Raw genomic sequence first — 13,365 nt, 5'->3', positions numbered from 1 at the left:
CGGGTGCGCGACCTAGCGAAATTGCGCAAGGAACCGCAAATCGTTGTCGAAGAACAGACGCAAATCGTTGACGCCGTAACGGAGCATGGCCAAGCGCTCGGCACCCATGCCGAAGGCGAAGCCCTGGTACTCTTCAGGGTCGATGCCAGACATGCGCAGGACGTTCGGGTGGACCATGCCGCAGCCCATGACTTCCAGCCAGCCGGTCTGCTTGCAGACACGGCAGCCTTTGCCGCTGCACATCACACACTGAATATCGACTTCAGCCGACGGCTCGGTGAAGGGGAAGAACGACGGACGGAAACGTACCGCCAGCTCTTTCTCGAAGAACACGCGCAGGAATTCTTCGATGGTGCCTTTGAGATCGGCGAAATTGATCCCGCGATCAACCAGCAGGCCTTCGACCTGGTGGAACATCGGCGAGTGGGTCAGGTCCGAGTCGCAACGGTAGACGCGACCAGGGCAGACAATGCGGATAGGTGGCTGAGTGGACTCCATGGTCCGCACCTGCACCGGCGAGGTGTGGGTACGCAGCAGCATGTTCGCATTGAAATAGAAGGTGTCATGCATTGCCCGCGCCGGGTGGTGGCCAGGAATGTTGAGCGCTTCAAAGTTGTGGTAGTCGTCTTCGACCTCTGGGCCTTCGGCGATGCCGTAACCGATATGGGTGAAGAACTGCTCGATCCGCTCCAAGGTACGGGTGATCGGGTGCAAACCACCGGAAGTCTGGCCACGGCCCGGCAGGGTCACGTCAATGCATTCGGCAGCCAGACGAGCACTGAGCTCAGCCTCTTCGAAGGCGGCCTTGCAGGCATTGAGCACCTCGGTAACACGTTCCTTGGCGTCGTTGATCAGCGCGCCGACTTTCGGGCGCTCTTCGGCTGGCAGGTTGCCCAGGGTCTTCATCACCTGAGTCAGCTCGCCCTTCTTGCCAAGGAATTGAACCCGGATCTGCTCCAGGGCATTGATGTCTTCAGCGCGCTCCACAGCATCCAGGGCTTGGGAGACCAGCGCATCCAGGTTTTCCATGTACAGACTCCAGATACGAAATAGGGGAAGAGCTTACAGGCTCTTCCCCTATTTATGACGTTTAACATTCGCCGCTAATGTCGACGGCGAATGATTGTCGTGGGTACTTAAGCCAGAACGGCTTTAGCCTTCTCGACAATCGCAGCAAACGCCGCTTTTTCGTTCACTGCCAGATCAGCCAGAACCTTACGGTCGATCTCGATGGACGCTTTTTTCAGACCAGCGATCAAACGGCTGTAAGACAGACCGTTGTTACGAGCACCAGCGTTGATACGAGCGATCCACAGAGCGCGGAACTGACGCTTCTTCTGACGACGGTCGCGGTAGGCGTATTGGCCTGCCTTGATGACCGCTTGCTTGGCAACACGGAATACGCGCGAGCGAGCGCCGTAGTAGCCTTTAGCCAGTTTCAGGATTTTCTTGTGACGCTTACGAGCGATGACGCCACGCTTTACACGAGCCATGAGTAACTTCCTCTATCTTTGACCGAAATTAACGTACGCGCAGCATGCGCTCGACTTTTGCAACGTCAGACGGGTGCAGCAGGCTGCTACCACGCAGTTGACGCTTACGCTTGGTCGACATTTTGGTCAGGATGTGGCTCTTAAAAGCGTGCTTGTGCTTGAAGCCGGAAGCGGTTTTCAGGAAACGCTTCGCGGCACCGCTTTTGGTTTTCATTTTTGGCATGTTCGGATACTCCGCATTCAGTGGATAAACATAACCGCAAGGCCTGCCGTGCCCTGGTGGTTATTTCTTTTTCTTGGGGGCGATGACCATCAAAAGTTGGCGTCCTTCCATCTTAGGATGCTGTTCGACGGTTCCGTATTCCGCGAGATCAGCTTCGATCCGCTTCAACAGTTCCATACCCAGCTCCTGGTGAGCCATCTCACGACCACGGAATCTCAGAGAGATTTTGGTCTTGTCCCCATCAGTAAGGAAACGTACCAGGTTGCGTAGTTTTACCTGGTAATCCCCTTCCTCCGTCCCTGGACGAAACTTAATTTCTTTAATCTGGATGATCTTCTGGTTTTTCTTCGCTGCAGCCTGCTGCTTTTTCTTCTCGAAAAGGCTCTTGCCGTAGTCCATGACTCGGCAGACAGGCGGGACTGCGTCGGCAGAAATTTCTACCAGATCCAGCTTCGCTTCTTCAGCGATACGAAGCGCTTCATCAATCGAGACGATGCCAATCTGCTCGCCGTCAGCGCCAATTAACCGAACCTCGCGTGCCGAGATATTCTCGTTGATCGGGGCCTTCGGTGCAGTTCGTTTATCTTGTCTCATATCACGCTTAATAATGATTACTCCGATTCTTGGCGACCACGCCGGGAAACCGCTTGTGCGAGGAATTCAGCGAATTGCGCGACAGGCATCGAGCCCAGGTCAGCACCTTCACGTGTACGCACAGCGACGGTTTGTGTTTCGACTTCCCGGTCCCCAATAACCAAAAGGTAGGGAACCTTGAGCAACGTATGCTCGCGGATTTTAAAGCCGATCTTCTCATTTCTCAAGTCGGACTTGGCACGGAATCCGCTTTCATTGAGGGTTTTTTCAACATCCAGCGCAAATTCTGCCTGTTTGTCGGTGATATTCATGACCACCGCCTGCATTGGCGCCAGCCAGGCAGGGAATGCACCCTCATAGTGCTCGATCAGAATGCCGACGAAACGCTCGAAGGAGCCGAGAATGGCACGGTGCAGCATGACAGGATGCTTGCGACCGTTATCTTCGGACACGTACTCAGCGCCAAGACGGATCGGCAAGTTGAAGTCGAGCTGCAGGGTACCACACTGCCAGACACGACCGAGACAGTCTTTCAGCGAGAACTCGATCTTCGGCCCGTAGAAGGCACCTTCCCCTGGCTGCAGGTCGTAGGCCAGGCCAGCGCTGTCCAATGCAGAGGCCAGTGCGCCTTCGGCGCGATCCCACAATTCATCGGAGCCAACACGCTTTTCAGGACGCGTGGAGAGCTTGAGCTCGATGTCCTTGAAGCCGAAATCGGCGTACACGTCCAGGGTCAGCTTGATGAACGCAGCAGCTTCGGCCTGCATCTGCTCTTCGGTGCAGAAGATGTGGGCGTCGTCCTGGGTGAAGGCGCGCACACGCATGATGCCATGCAGCGCACCGAGACGGCTCGTTACGGTGGCAAGCACCGAACTCGGCCAGACGCAGCGGCAGCTCACGGTAGCTCTTCAGGCCTTGATTGAACACCTGCACGTGGCATGGGCAGTTCATCGGCTTGATCGCGTAATCGCGGCTTTCCGACTCGGTGGTAAACATGTTTTCGGCGTAGTTGGCCCAGTGCCCGGATTTCTCCCACAGGGTACGATCGACCACTTGCGGGGTCTTGATCTCCAGATAGCCGTTGTCACGCTGCACCTTGCGCATGTACTGCTCAAGCACCTGGTACAGGGTCCAGCCATTCGGGTGCCAGAACACCATGCCCGGGGCTTCTTCCTGGGTATGGAACAGGCCCAGGCGTTTGCCAAGCTTGCGATGGTCGCGCTTTTCAGCTTCTTCGATGCGCTGGATATACGCAGCCAGCTGCTTCTTGTCTGCCCAGGCAGTGCCGTAGACACGCTGCAGCTGCTCGTTCTTGGCATCGCCGCGCCAGTAGGCACCGGACAGCTTGGTCAGCTTGAACGACTTGAGGAAACGGGTGTTCGGCACGTGCGGGCCGCGACACATGTCAACGTATTCTTCGTGGTAGTACAGGCCCATGGCCTGCTCGTTCGGCATGTCTTCGACCAGGCGCAGCTTGTAGTCTTCGCCACGCGCCTTGAACACCTCGATGACCTCGGCGCGCGGGGTAACCTTCTTGATGACGTCGTAGTCGGTGTCGATCAACTGCTGCATGCGCTGCTCAATTGCAGCCATGTCATCAGGGGTGAACGGACGTTCATAGGCGATATCGTAATAGAAGCCTTCGTCAATGACCGGACCGATCACCATCTTGGCGGTCGGGTACAGCTGCTTGACGGCGTGACCGACCAGGTGAGCGCACGAGTGACGGATGATCTCCAGCCCCTCTTCGTCCTTGGGGGTAATGATCTGCAGGCGGGCGTCGTTCTCGATCAGATCGCACGCATCGACCAGCTTGCCGTCGACCTTGCCGGCGACGGTGGCTTTGGCCAGACCTGCACCAATGGATGCTGCGACCTGGGCGACGGTAACCGCCTGGTCGAACGAGCGTTGACTGCCATCGGGAAGAGTAATAATGGGCATGGCGCCTCCTCTCCTAGTGGTGACCCCTACCAAAGGTCACGTGGGTTGGGATGAGCCAGTACGCGATCCGCCCCTGTCTTTCAAAAAGAAAGCCTGTCTCACAGTGACAGAAGCCAACGGCCTGCCAGGGAACGAACCAGAGTGACTGGAGGTAAAAATCTATAAGCCGCCGATGCTAACACAAAGCGTTTTACGGATCGCGGCTCACACGCCACAACACGCAGAAATAATTCTGTTTTTTTCGGAAGTGGTGAACCAGAGCGGATTTTTCCTCTCAGAGTCTAAAGAAGCGTCCTACTCTTGAATGACCCGATCGAATAGGAGTGTCCGGCATGCGAATTCAGTCCCTACTGGCCATGGCCACCGCAGGCGTGTTGCTGTTGCCCCTGAGCGTCCAGGCGGGGCGCCTGGCCTGCCGGCAAGAAAGGCGATTACCTGGATCAGTGCATTACCGCCGCCGCCGCGCAACCCGGCATGACCATGACCACGGCCAAAAAACACTGTGATTGCGGTGCAAACGCCATCGAGAAAAACTTCACCACCCAGGAAATCGAGCAACTGGACAGCAGAACCGGTGTGGATGCAGCCCTCGTGAAGCGAGCCCAGGATGCGGTCAGAGCCGCCTGCGCCCCCAAAAAATAGGCTCAAAACAGAGAATCCGACAATAAACTTGCCTCAGATCAGCATTATGCAAAGGTAAAAGCCGCCACGGACGCATATTTAGACTATGATACCCCCGTGCACCCTGTTGGCCTCGGCAACACCGCACTATTGAAAATCATGTTTCCTGGAGATACACCCATGTCCAATCGCCAAACCGGCACCGTAAAGTGGTTCAACGATGAGAAAGGCTTCGGCTTCATCACTCCTCAAGGTGGCGGCGACGACCTGTTCGTTCATTTCAAGGCCATCGAATCTGACGGCTTCAAGAGCCTGAAAGAAGGCCAGACCGTTTCCTTCGTTGCCGAGAAAGGCCAGAAGGGCATGCAGGCTGCACAAGTTCGCCCTGAGTAATCAGTACGAATTAAAAAACCCGTCCTGGTGACGGGTTTTTTTGTGCCTGAAATTCGAGCGTGTCAGCCGCAGTTGACGCGGATAACGACGCCGCGTTCATCGGTATTGAGATTCAACCGCTCGGAACGGTACTCCAGGGTCATGATGTCGTGCGGCGAGAGCACACGTGCCAACTGCGAACCACTGGCCTTGCGCGCCTGCTCCAGCAGTTGAGCGGACGCCTGCTTGCCGACGGCGAATTCAGCGGCACTGGCCTGGCAACGGCCATCGCTGTTCACTGGCGCGGACACTTCAGGCGCCTTCGTTGAAGAACCGGTGGCACTGCAACCTGCCAGAACGACAGCCGCCAACATACCGGCCAAAGATGCACGAATGCGGAACATGAACTCTCCTTTTAAAACCAGAATCTGCCCGAGCAGGCAGCTTTCATCACTTTTTGTTTCAAAGCATGCACAGTCTGCCTGAGCCACCCTCGACGGGAAACTTGCAATCGTGACCGGATTTTGCACGCTTAATAAAGATCGATGTAGTCGGATGAAGGCGTCGGCCAGTTGTCCTGCAGCACCTTGAACACCTGCCGCACCCAACGCTCATCAACGGCAGCCTGCGCCCCTACACAGCCGGAACCGGCAGCCCAGGTTTCCAGACGAAAGGCCAACCCCTCGAGCTCACGACCACCCACCACTGGCGACAGCCAGGCCTGCCCTGCCCGATTCACCCGCAACTGATTGTGAATACGGCCATCCCCGGACGCGAGCAGCTCGCGAACGGCTTCAAGGGTAAATTGCTCGGGGTTGTTCAGATCAATCTGCACGGGATCACCTGGGAATCAAAACACCAATAGTTTGCCACGTAGCGGTTCTTATTCCTAAGTCGCAGTGCGATCGAATCAGGCGCATGATTTACTGCCAGCACTGGCGGAGGGCAATCGAACCTCCCCTTCGAACGCCAGGGTGCGGCATTCGAATCCTCATCACCTGCACACGCGTTTCGAGACTTCCATGGCAAGCCACTACATAGACGCCGACATAAAGGTCAAATGGCCCGACGGTCAAAGCGCCTACAGCCCGGGCACCCCCGAAGAGTTAACCCTTATTGCCATCGATCTGCTCGTCAAGGAACTGGGCAGCGATGCCGCTCGCGCCTTCATCGAGCAGATACTCGGACGTTACGCGCCCGAGCATGGCGACACACTCAGGACCTGACATCATCGCTCATACCGACTCCAGCTCACCAAGACGCGGAATGGAGGGCTGCGCACCCGCTCGCGTTACCGATAACGCAGCAGCACGCTGACCGAAGGCTATCGCCTCACGCTCACCGCGCCCAGCCAGCAGGGCCGCAGCGAAACCACCCACAAAGGTATCTCCTGCCGCCGTGGTGTCGACAGGCTGCACGTTCGGCGCAGGAAAATGCTCAACGCCCTGAACATCGGCGAACACAGCACCTTCGCCACCCAGGGTAATGATCACCTTGCCCGCACCCAGCGCCAGCAGTTTCAGCGCAGCGCCCTCGGCAGTCTCGCGGGACGTCACTGGCAGCCCCGTCAGCGCCGCCGCCTCGCTTTCGTTGGGAATCAGGTAATCGGCCAACGCCAGCCAATTCGATGGCAGTGGCCCTGCCACCGGAGCAGGATTGAGAATCACCACCTTGCCCAATGCATGACCACGCTCCAATGTATGCAGTACCGTCAGGGCGGGCACCTCCAGCTGACAAATGATCAGTTCGGCGGCCTGTAGCAACGTATCGAAACGCTGTACCGACTCAGGCAGCAGTTGCCCATTACTACCCGCAACAACCACGATAGCGTTCTGGCTTGCCGCGCCTACCACAATCAGCGCGACACCACTGGAGGTGTCGGCACTGATACTGACGGCCTGACAATCAATACCTTCAGCGGCCAGCGACTGACGCAGCTGCACGCCGTAGGCGTCATCCCCCACACAACCAATCATCGCAACGTGCGCACCAAGCCGCGCAGCGGCCACCGCCTGATTCGCGCCCTTGCCACCGGGCACAGTGGTGAAAGACTCACCCGCCAGGGTTTCACCCGCCTTGGGCAAGCGCTCAGCTCGCACGACCAGGTCCATATTGAGGCTGCCAACCACCACGATGCTCGCCTGCATGGCTCCGCGCCCTCTGCGCTAATCAGTAAACGTGTCCGGACGCGGTGCCGTCGACTCACGCAGCACGATACTCGGCGTCACAATGCGCTGCTCAACAGCGCTACCGGCCGGCTCAGCAATACGGTGCAGCAACCGCTCAACCGCGATTTCGCCCAACTCACGGATCGACTGGCCGACCGTGGTCAACGCGGGATAAACGTACTGGCTCAGCTGGATATCATCGAAACCGATCACCGACAGTTCACTGGGCACACAGATATTGCGCTCGGCAGCCGCTCGCAACACACCGATACCGATCATGTCATTGGCTGCAAAAATTGCGCTTGGCCGGTTCTGCCCCAACAGCTTTGCCGCAGCGCCATACCCACCAAGGCCGGAAAAGTCACTGTCAAGCACCCTGCCCTCAACCACTGTAATGCCCGCTTCAGCCAGCGCACGCGTGAAACCCGCCAGGCGCATCCGCGCAACACTGGTACTGGCAGGCCCATTGATACAGGCAATGTCTCGATGCCCCAATTCAAGCAGGTGACGCGTAGCCATGTATGCCCCTTGCTCATGGTCGATACGCACCAGGTCGGCCTCCACCCCATCAAGGGCACGGTCGACAATCACCATCGGCGCGCGCACCGTCTGCAAGCTTTCCAACAGGTCGCCATCCTCCCCTACCGACGCGACAATCAAACCGTCGATTCGCTTTTCCAGCAACACCCGCAGGTAACTGCGCTGCTTCTTCGGGTTGTCATCGGAGTTGCACAGGATGACGCAGTAGCCGTTGCGCTCACAGGCATCCTCAATACCCCGGGCCAGCTCGGCGAAGTAAGGGTTGACACTGTTGGGCACCAGCAAGCCAATCGTGGCGGTGCTGCGCGCCTTGAGCGAGCGCGCCACTGCGCTGGGCACATAGTCGAGCTCAGCAATCGCGGCCTCGACTTTCAGTCGAACCTGCTCACTGACCGGCCGGGTCTTGTTCAATACATGGGACACCGTGGTGTAGGAAATCCCCGCCAAGGCCGCTACATCTTTAATCGTTGCCATTTTTAGTTCCGCCTGCGTGTACGCTGGCTGCGATAGGTGTCGAGGATCACAGCGATAACAATCACCGCGCCAGTAATAATGCGTTTGCTTGGCTCCGAGACGCCAATCTGTGCCAGCCCTGCAGCCAGCACGGAAATGATCAGAACGCCGAAAAAGGTGCTGATGACTGAGCCGCGCCCACCCATGAGGCTGGTACCGCCGATCACCACAGCGGCGATTACCTGCAGCTCCAGCCCAGAGCCCGCATTGGGGTCGGCCGCTTCCAGCCGGGAAATCTGAAACAGTGCGGCCAACCCGGCAAGCAGCCCCATCAACGAGAACACCAGCACCTTGTAAGGGCGCGGATTGATGCCCGCCAGGCGCACAGCCTCTTCATTTGTGCCAATGCCGATCAGGTAGCGACCGAACACCGTGCGCACAAGCACCCACTGAGCAACCACGATCACCAGCAAGGCAATCACGAAGGCGGGCGAAATACCGAATACCAAGGGCTCGGACAGCCAGGCAAAGGCATCACCGATATAGGCCGTGCGCGAATCGGTCATCTGGTAGGCCACGCCACGCGCAACCTCCAATACACCCAGCGAAACGATAAAGGAGGGAATTCGCCAAGCGACAGCAATCGAGCCGGTAACGGTCCCGACCAGTGCCGCACAGGCCATGCCGAGCAACGCCGCTGGCAGCGCACTCCAGCCCCAGCCGAGGATGGCGACACTGACGATGGAACCCGCGAGCGCCAGCACCGAACCAACCGACAAATCGATGCCGCCGACAATCAATACAAAGGTCATCCCGACCGCCAGCACCATCAGGTCGGGAATTTGATTAGCCAGGATGCTGAAGGTAGCGTAGGAAAGAAAGTGGCTGCTCAACAGCGAAAAAAGCACGATCAATATCAGCAGCGCACCCGCCAGGCCCAGGTAAGCACCCACACCCTGATAACGCCCGCCGCGCGTGCCTGCAACAGCAGCAGAGGCTTGAACCGGTGAGGTACTCATGCAGCGCTCCCCTGATAACCGGCGAAGGCCGCCGCCAGCAGCTGATCCTGACGCCATGTGTCACGCTCAAAGGTGTCGACCAAGCGCCCTCTGGAGAGCACACCGATACGGTCACAGATCAACATCAACTCGCGCAGATCGCTGGAAACCACGACCAACGCCCGCCCCTGACGAGCGAGCTCGGCGAGCAAACCATAAATATCGAACTTGGCCCCCACATCAATGCCACGGGTCGGCTCGTCAAACAGCAACACCGAGCAGTCGCGCGCCAGCCAACGCGCCATCACAACCTTCTGCTGATTCCCGCCAGAGAGCTCACTCACAACCTGATCCGCACCCGTACAACGTATTTGCATCGCTTCGATCTGCCGTCGCGCCAAGGCCTGCTCCGCATCACGGTCGACAACACCCGCTCGAGATACCGCCGACAGGTTGCCCAAGGCAATGTTCGCCGTAATGGATTGAGACAGCAGCAACCCCTCGCCCTTGCGGTCTTCGCTGATCAGCGCAATACCCTCGCGCACAGCCTCAGCCGGTGAAGCAAGGTGTACCGGCCTGGGCGGGTTACCTAAAGCGACACACCCCTGGTCGGCCGAGTCGGCGCCGAAAATTAAACGCAGCAGCTCAGTACGCCCAGCACCGACTAATCCGTAGAGCCCGAAAAGCTCGCCACTGCGCACCTCGAAGGACACGCCAGAGACCGCATCTCCCCGCCCCAAGCCTTCGACCGTGAGCATCGGCTCGCCCATACGACGCTCGCCAAGATCAATCGCCTCAGCCAACGCACGCCCCACCATCAGACTGACTAATTGCTCGCTGCTGTAACGCTGCATCAGCTCAACGCACACCAACTGACCGTCACGCAGCACCGCGACTCGCTGAGCAAGATGCCTGAGCTCTTCCAGTCGATGGGAAATATAGACAATCGCCACCCCCTGGCGCTGCAAGCGCTCGATCTGAGCAAACAACAATGTCACTTCGCGCGCCGTCAGCATCGCGGTCGGCTCATCCAGAATCAGCACATGACAGTCACCGATCAGGCTGCGAGCAATTTCGACCATTTGCTGATGACCGATGCCCAGCTCACTCACCCGCGTATCCGGGTCGACCGCTTCAAGACCGACCTGTGCCATAGCCGCCCGGGCCAGTACGCGCAAACGCTTGCGGTCGATCCAACCGGCGCGACTGGGCAGGTTGCCGAGAAACAGGTTTTCAGCCACCGAGAGTGTCGGCAACAGGTTCAGTTCCTGCATGACCATACGCACGCCCAACCGCTCGGCTGCCGCGCGACTGCCAGGCAGGTAAGGCTTGCCGTTGAACTGCATCTGGCCGGCCGTGGGCGGTTCCAGGCCTGCAATGATCCTGGACAGGGTGCTTTTACCGGCACCATTCTCCCCCGCCAGGGCCAAGACCTCGCCGCGGCGCAGGGCCAGGTCAATATTGCTTAGTACAGGCTGCGCATAGGCTTTGCCCACAGCGCTGACTGACAGCACGATATCCTCAGTCGCAGGCATACAGGGTACTCACTGGAAATGAAGGCTACGGCGCCTTGACCAACTCAACCGGCGTCTGGATGACATTGTCAGCATCCACCTGCGGCAACTCCCCCTTGAGCATCTTCAGCGCCACCTCAATACCGAACACAGCCTGCCTGGCAGCGAACTGATCAGCACTGGCCAACACCCGACCATCGCTGAGCATCGGTTTGATTGCCGAGATGTTGTCGTAACCCACCACCTGCACCGTACCCGTCCTGCCCGCCGCCCGCACCGCCGAGACTGCACCCAGCGCCATGCTGTCGTTGCCAGCCAGCAAGGCCTTGAGATCGGGGTATTCGTTGAGCATGGCCGACGCTACGGCGCGCCCCTTGTCGATCTCCCAACTGCCCGATTGCACCGAGACAATCTTCATCTGCGCCGCGTCCATCGCGTCCTTGAAGCCCGCCGTACGCTGCTGCGCATTGGTGGTCGTGGATATGCCCTCGATGATGCCAACCTGATCACCGGCCGTAAGCCTTGCAGCGAGGTAGTCACCCACCAGACGAGCGCCCTTGCGGTTGTCTGGCCCTACGAATGGCACGCTCAGGTGCTTGCTTTTGAGCACGCCCGGGTCAAGGCGGTTGTCGATGTTGACCACCGTGATCCCAGCATCAATGGCCTTTTTGATCACCGGCACCAGCGCCTTGGAATCGGCAGGTGCAATCACCAGCGCATCAACCTGGGAAACGATCATTTGCTCGACAATACGGATCTGGTTACTGGTATCGGACTCATCCTTGATACCGTTGGACACCAGGTCGAACTCACCTGCGTGGCTTTTCTGGTAGGCCTTGGCACCGTCTTCCATCGTCAGGAAGAACTCGTTGGCCAAGGACTTCATGACCAAGGCAACCCTGGGCTTCACAGCAGCCTGTTCGACCGCGTGGGCAACGGGAACAAAAGCGCTGAGAGCGCTCAACACAACAGCCCCGAGCAGGCGTCCGGTGAAGGGCAACGTCATGAAATCACTCCAGTACATTATTGTTATCAAGTAGCAAACGTTTGCATTACTTCACTATGGAAATGCCCGCCACCTTTGTCAAATACCCCCGCCATCACCTGACGGCGAGGCCAAGCAGGGGAATTATCCTTTAAACAGATCGGAAAACCGAACAGCCAAATACAGATAAATTCGGGAAGCCGATCCCTAAAACACCAGAAGATACGCTTAAGGCACCCATAATCTCCAATAAAAACAATACGTTAAATCAAGACAACTGAACTGGTACGCTTTCTGCTGTTCTTTGCCTGGCAACACCGCACTTCAATCAATAAGCGAGAACAAAAATGAAAGCTGCGTTCCACTCCTTTGTACCGAGTGCCTTGGCCCTGCTGCTGCTCCTGCCTGCAGGCGCCAATGCCAAGGACGTCGAGAATCAACAGAAACTGGCCAATGTGGTCATCCTGGCCACAGGCGGGACCATCGCCGGTGCAGGCGCCGGCGCTGCCAACAGTGCGACGTATCAGGCCGCTAAAGTGGGCGTCGACAAGCTGATCGCAGGCGTACCGGAGCTGGCCAACCTGGCCAACGTCCGTGGCGAGCAGGTCATGCAGATCGCATCGGAAAGCATCACCAATGAAAACCTGCTGCAACTGGGCAAACGCGTCGCCGAGCTGGCCGACAGCAAGGATGTCGATGGCATCGTCATCACCCACGGCACCGACACCCTCGAAGAAACCGCCTACTTCCTGAACCTGGTCGAGAAGACCGACAAGCCTATCGTGGTAGTCGGCTCGATGCGCCCAGGCACGGCCATGTCCGCTGACGGCATGCTCAACCTCTATAATGCCGTGGCAGTGGCCAGCGACAAGCAGTCCCGCGGCAAAGGCGTGCTGGTCACCATGAACGACGAAATTCAGTCTGGCCGCGACGTGAGCAAGTCGGTCAACATCAAGACCGAGGCCTTCAAGAGCGCCTGGGGTCCGATGGGCATGGTGGTTGAAGGCAAATCCTACTGGTTCCGCCTTCCGGCCAAGCGCCACACTCAAGATTCGGAATTCGACATCAAGCAGATCAGCAGCCTGCCCCAAGTGGATATCGCCTACGGCTACGGCAACGTGACGGACACTGCTTACAAAGCACTGGCACAGAACGGCGCCAAGGCACTGATCCACGCCGGCACGGGTAACGGCTCTGTCTCCTCCCGCGTAGTCCCTGCCTTGCAGGAGTTGCGCAAGAATGGCGTACAGATCATTCGTTCGTCCCACGTCAATGCCGGCGGGTTCGTGCTGCGTAACGCCGAGCAACCGGACGATAAGAACGACTGGGTTGTCGCTCATGACCTGAACCCACAAAAAGCCCGCATTCTGGCAATGGTTGCCTTGACCAAGACCCAGGACAGCAAAGAGCTGCAGCGGATCTTCTGGGAGTACTGATCCCCGCCTGCCGGCCGCCCGCCGCTC

At 58.1% G+C, this 13,365-nt stretch carries 14 protein-coding genes and 2 pseudogenes; 4 read left to right on the top strand and 12 right to left on the bottom strand.

The genetic code is table 11. The features are described from left to right. Positions 1-12 precede the first annotated feature (12 nt). The 5 genes and pseudogenes from pheS to thrS all read right to left on the bottom strand — a co-directional run bounded on the left by pheS (position 13) and on the right by thrS (position 4,251). Positions 13-1,029, bottom strand: a complete 1,017-nt coding sequence (gene pheS, locus ACZ9H3_RS01410; RefSeq protein WP_476219127.1) for a phenylalanine--tRNA ligase subunit alpha — start codon at positions 1,027-1,029, stop codon at positions 13-15. 107 nt (positions 1,030-1,136) lie between these two features. Continuing rightward, a complete protein-coding gene (gene rplT, locus ACZ9H3_RS01405; RefSeq protein ID WP_009394046.1) occupies positions 1,137-1,493 on the bottom strand; it encodes a 50S ribosomal protein L20 in 357 nt (118 codons plus the stop codon). Positions 1,494-1,521: 28 nt separating this feature from the next. Continuing rightward, positions 1,522-1,716 carry a 50S ribosomal protein L35 gene (gene rpmI / locus ACZ9H3_RS01400; RefSeq protein WP_009394045.1) on the bottom strand — a complete coding sequence of 65 codons (195 nt, stop codon included), beginning with the start codon at positions 1,714-1,716 and terminating at the stop codon, positions 1,522-1,524. Between the two features lie 60 nt (positions 1,717-1,776). Then, positions 1,777-2,328, bottom strand: coding sequence for a translation initiation factor IF-3 (infC, locus tag ACZ9H3_RS01395; protein ID WP_176717451.1), 552 nt, complete (start codon positions 2,326-2,328; stop codon positions 1,777-1,779). After that, a pseudogene (gene thrS, locus ACZ9H3_RS01390) lies at positions 2,328-4,251 on the bottom strand (threonine--tRNA ligase). The gene infC and the pseudogene thrS overlap by 1 nt, the downstream one beginning before the upstream one ends. A 332-nt stretch (positions 4,252-4,583) precedes the next feature. Here thrS and ACZ9H3_RS01385 point away from each other — a divergent pair. Then, positions 4,584-4,893: pseudogene (locus ACZ9H3_RS01385) on the top strand (hypothetical protein). Between the two features lie 159 nt (positions 4,894-5,052). Continuing rightward, complete coding sequence (locus tag ACZ9H3_RS01380) at positions 5,053-5,265, top strand: cold-shock protein (RefSeq protein WP_003179963.1); 213 nt, start codon at positions 5,053-5,055, stop codon at positions 5,263-5,265. A 62-nt stretch (positions 5,266-5,327) separates the two neighbouring features. Here the strand turns inward: ACZ9H3_RS01380 and ACZ9H3_RS01375 are convergent, their stop codons facing one another. Then, on the bottom strand, positions 5,328-5,648 hold the full coding sequence (locus ACZ9H3_RS01375; RefSeq protein WP_065760831.1) for an I78 family peptidase inhibitor: 321 nt from the start codon (positions 5,646-5,648) through the stop codon (positions 5,328-5,330). A 128-nt stretch (positions 5,649-5,776) separates the two neighbouring features. Next, positions 5,777-6,079 (bottom strand): hypothetical protein, encoded by a 303-nt coding sequence (locus ACZ9H3_RS01370; protein WP_099774111.1) that lies wholly within the window; start codon positions 6,077-6,079, stop codon positions 5,777-5,779. 187 nt (positions 6,080-6,266) lie between these two features. Here ACZ9H3_RS01370 and ACZ9H3_RS01365 point away from each other — a divergent pair, with 187 nt between their 5' ends. Then, complete coding sequence (locus tag ACZ9H3_RS01365; protein ID WP_099774110.1) at positions 6,267-6,470, top strand: hypothetical protein; 204 nt, start codon at positions 6,267-6,269, stop codon at positions 6,468-6,470. A gap of 9 nt (positions 6,471-6,479) precedes the next feature. Here the strand turns inward: ACZ9H3_RS01365 and rbsK are convergent, their stop codons facing one another. From rbsK to ACZ9H3_RS01340, 5 genes are read right to left on the bottom strand one after another with little or no spacing between them, the layout of a single operon-like run. Then, on the bottom strand, positions 6,480-7,391 hold the full coding sequence (gene rbsK / locus ACZ9H3_RS01360; protein ID WP_476219122.1) for a ribokinase: 912 nt from the start codon (positions 7,389-7,391) through the stop codon (positions 6,480-6,482). An 18-nt stretch (positions 7,392-7,409) separates the two neighbouring features. Beyond that, on the bottom strand, positions 7,410-8,426 hold the full coding sequence (locus ACZ9H3_RS01355) for a LacI family DNA-binding transcriptional regulator (protein WP_099774108.1): 1,017 nt from the start codon (positions 8,424-8,426) through the stop codon (positions 7,410-7,412). A gap of 2 nt (positions 8,427-8,428) precedes the next feature. Continuing rightward, on the bottom strand, positions 8,429-9,424 hold the full coding sequence (locus tag ACZ9H3_RS01350) for an ABC transporter permease (protein ID WP_330523072.1): 996 nt from the start codon (positions 9,422-9,424) through the stop codon (positions 8,429-8,431). After that, positions 9,421-10,938, bottom strand: a complete 1,518-nt coding sequence (locus tag ACZ9H3_RS01345; protein ID WP_476219119.1) for a sugar ABC transporter ATP-binding protein — start codon at positions 10,936-10,938, stop codon at positions 9,421-9,423. Before ACZ9H3_RS01345 ends, ACZ9H3_RS01350 begins: the two co-directional genes overlap by 4 nt. A 25-nt stretch (positions 10,939-10,963) precedes the next feature. Continuing rightward, entirely contained in the window at positions 10,964-11,923 is a 960-nt protein-coding gene (locus ACZ9H3_RS01340; RefSeq protein ID WP_476219117.1) for a substrate-binding domain-containing protein, read from the bottom strand. Positions 11,924-12,249: 326 nt separating this feature from the next. On the opposite strand from ACZ9H3_RS01340, the gene ACZ9H3_RS01335 reads away from it, so the two are divergent. Continuing rightward, positions 12,250-13,338: an asparaginase gene (locus ACZ9H3_RS01335; RefSeq protein ID WP_099774104.1), complete on the top strand. Its 1,089-nt coding sequence runs from the start codon at positions 12,250-12,252 to the stop codon at positions 13,336-13,338. The last annotated feature ends 27 nt before the right edge of the window (positions 13,339-13,365 follow it).

This window comes from Pseudomonas sp. TE3910, assembly GCF_056279025.1.
This window is presented reverse-complemented; position numbering and strand designations above follow the sequence as displayed.

Coding starts and splice junctions, on each gene's coding strand:
- ACZ9H3_RS01375 (WP_065760831.1), bottom strand. CDS start 5,648: ATGTTCCGCATTCGTGCATCTTTGGCCGGTATGTTGGCGGCTGTCGTT.
- ACZ9H3_RS01365 (WP_099774110.1), top strand. CDS start 6,267: ATGGCAAGCCACTACATAGACGCCGACATAAAGGTCAAATGGCCCGAC.
- ACZ9H3_RS01350 (WP_330523072.1), bottom strand. CDS start 9,424: ATGAGTACCTCACCGGTTCAAGCCTCTGCTGCTGTTGCAGGCACGCGC.
- ACZ9H3_RS01340 (WP_476219117.1), bottom strand. CDS start 11,923: ATGACGTTGCCCTTCACCGGACGCCTGCTCGGGGCTGTTGTGTTGAGC.
- ACZ9H3_RS01345 (WP_476219119.1), bottom strand. CDS start 10,938: ATGCCTGCGACTGAGGATATCGTGCTGTCAGTCAGCGCTGTGGGCAAA.
- rplT (WP_009394046.1), bottom strand. CDS start 1,493: ATGGCTCGTGTAAAGCGTGGCGTCATCGCTCGTAAGCGTCACAAGAAA.
- ACZ9H3_RS01335 (WP_099774104.1), top strand. CDS start 12,250: ATGAAAGCTGCGTTCCACTCCTTTGTACCGAGTGCCTTGGCCCTGCTG.
- rbsK (WP_476219122.1), bottom strand. CDS start 7,391: ATGCAGGCGAGCATCGTGGTGGTTGGCAGCCTCAATATGGACCTGGTC.
- rpmI (WP_009394045.1), bottom strand. CDS start 1,716: ATGCCAAAAATGAAAACCAAAAGCGGTGCCGCGAAGCGTTTCCTGAAA.
- ACZ9H3_RS01355 (WP_099774108.1), bottom strand. CDS start 8,426: ATGGCAACGATTAAAGATGTAGCGGCCTTGGCGGGGATTTCCTACACC.
- pheS (WP_476219127.1), bottom strand. CDS start 1,029: ATGGAAAACCTGGATGCGCTGGTCTCCCAAGCCCTGGATGCTGTGGAG.
- ACZ9H3_RS01380 (WP_003179963.1), top strand. CDS start 5,053: ATGTCCAATCGCCAAACCGGCACCGTAAAGTGGTTCAACGATGAGAAA.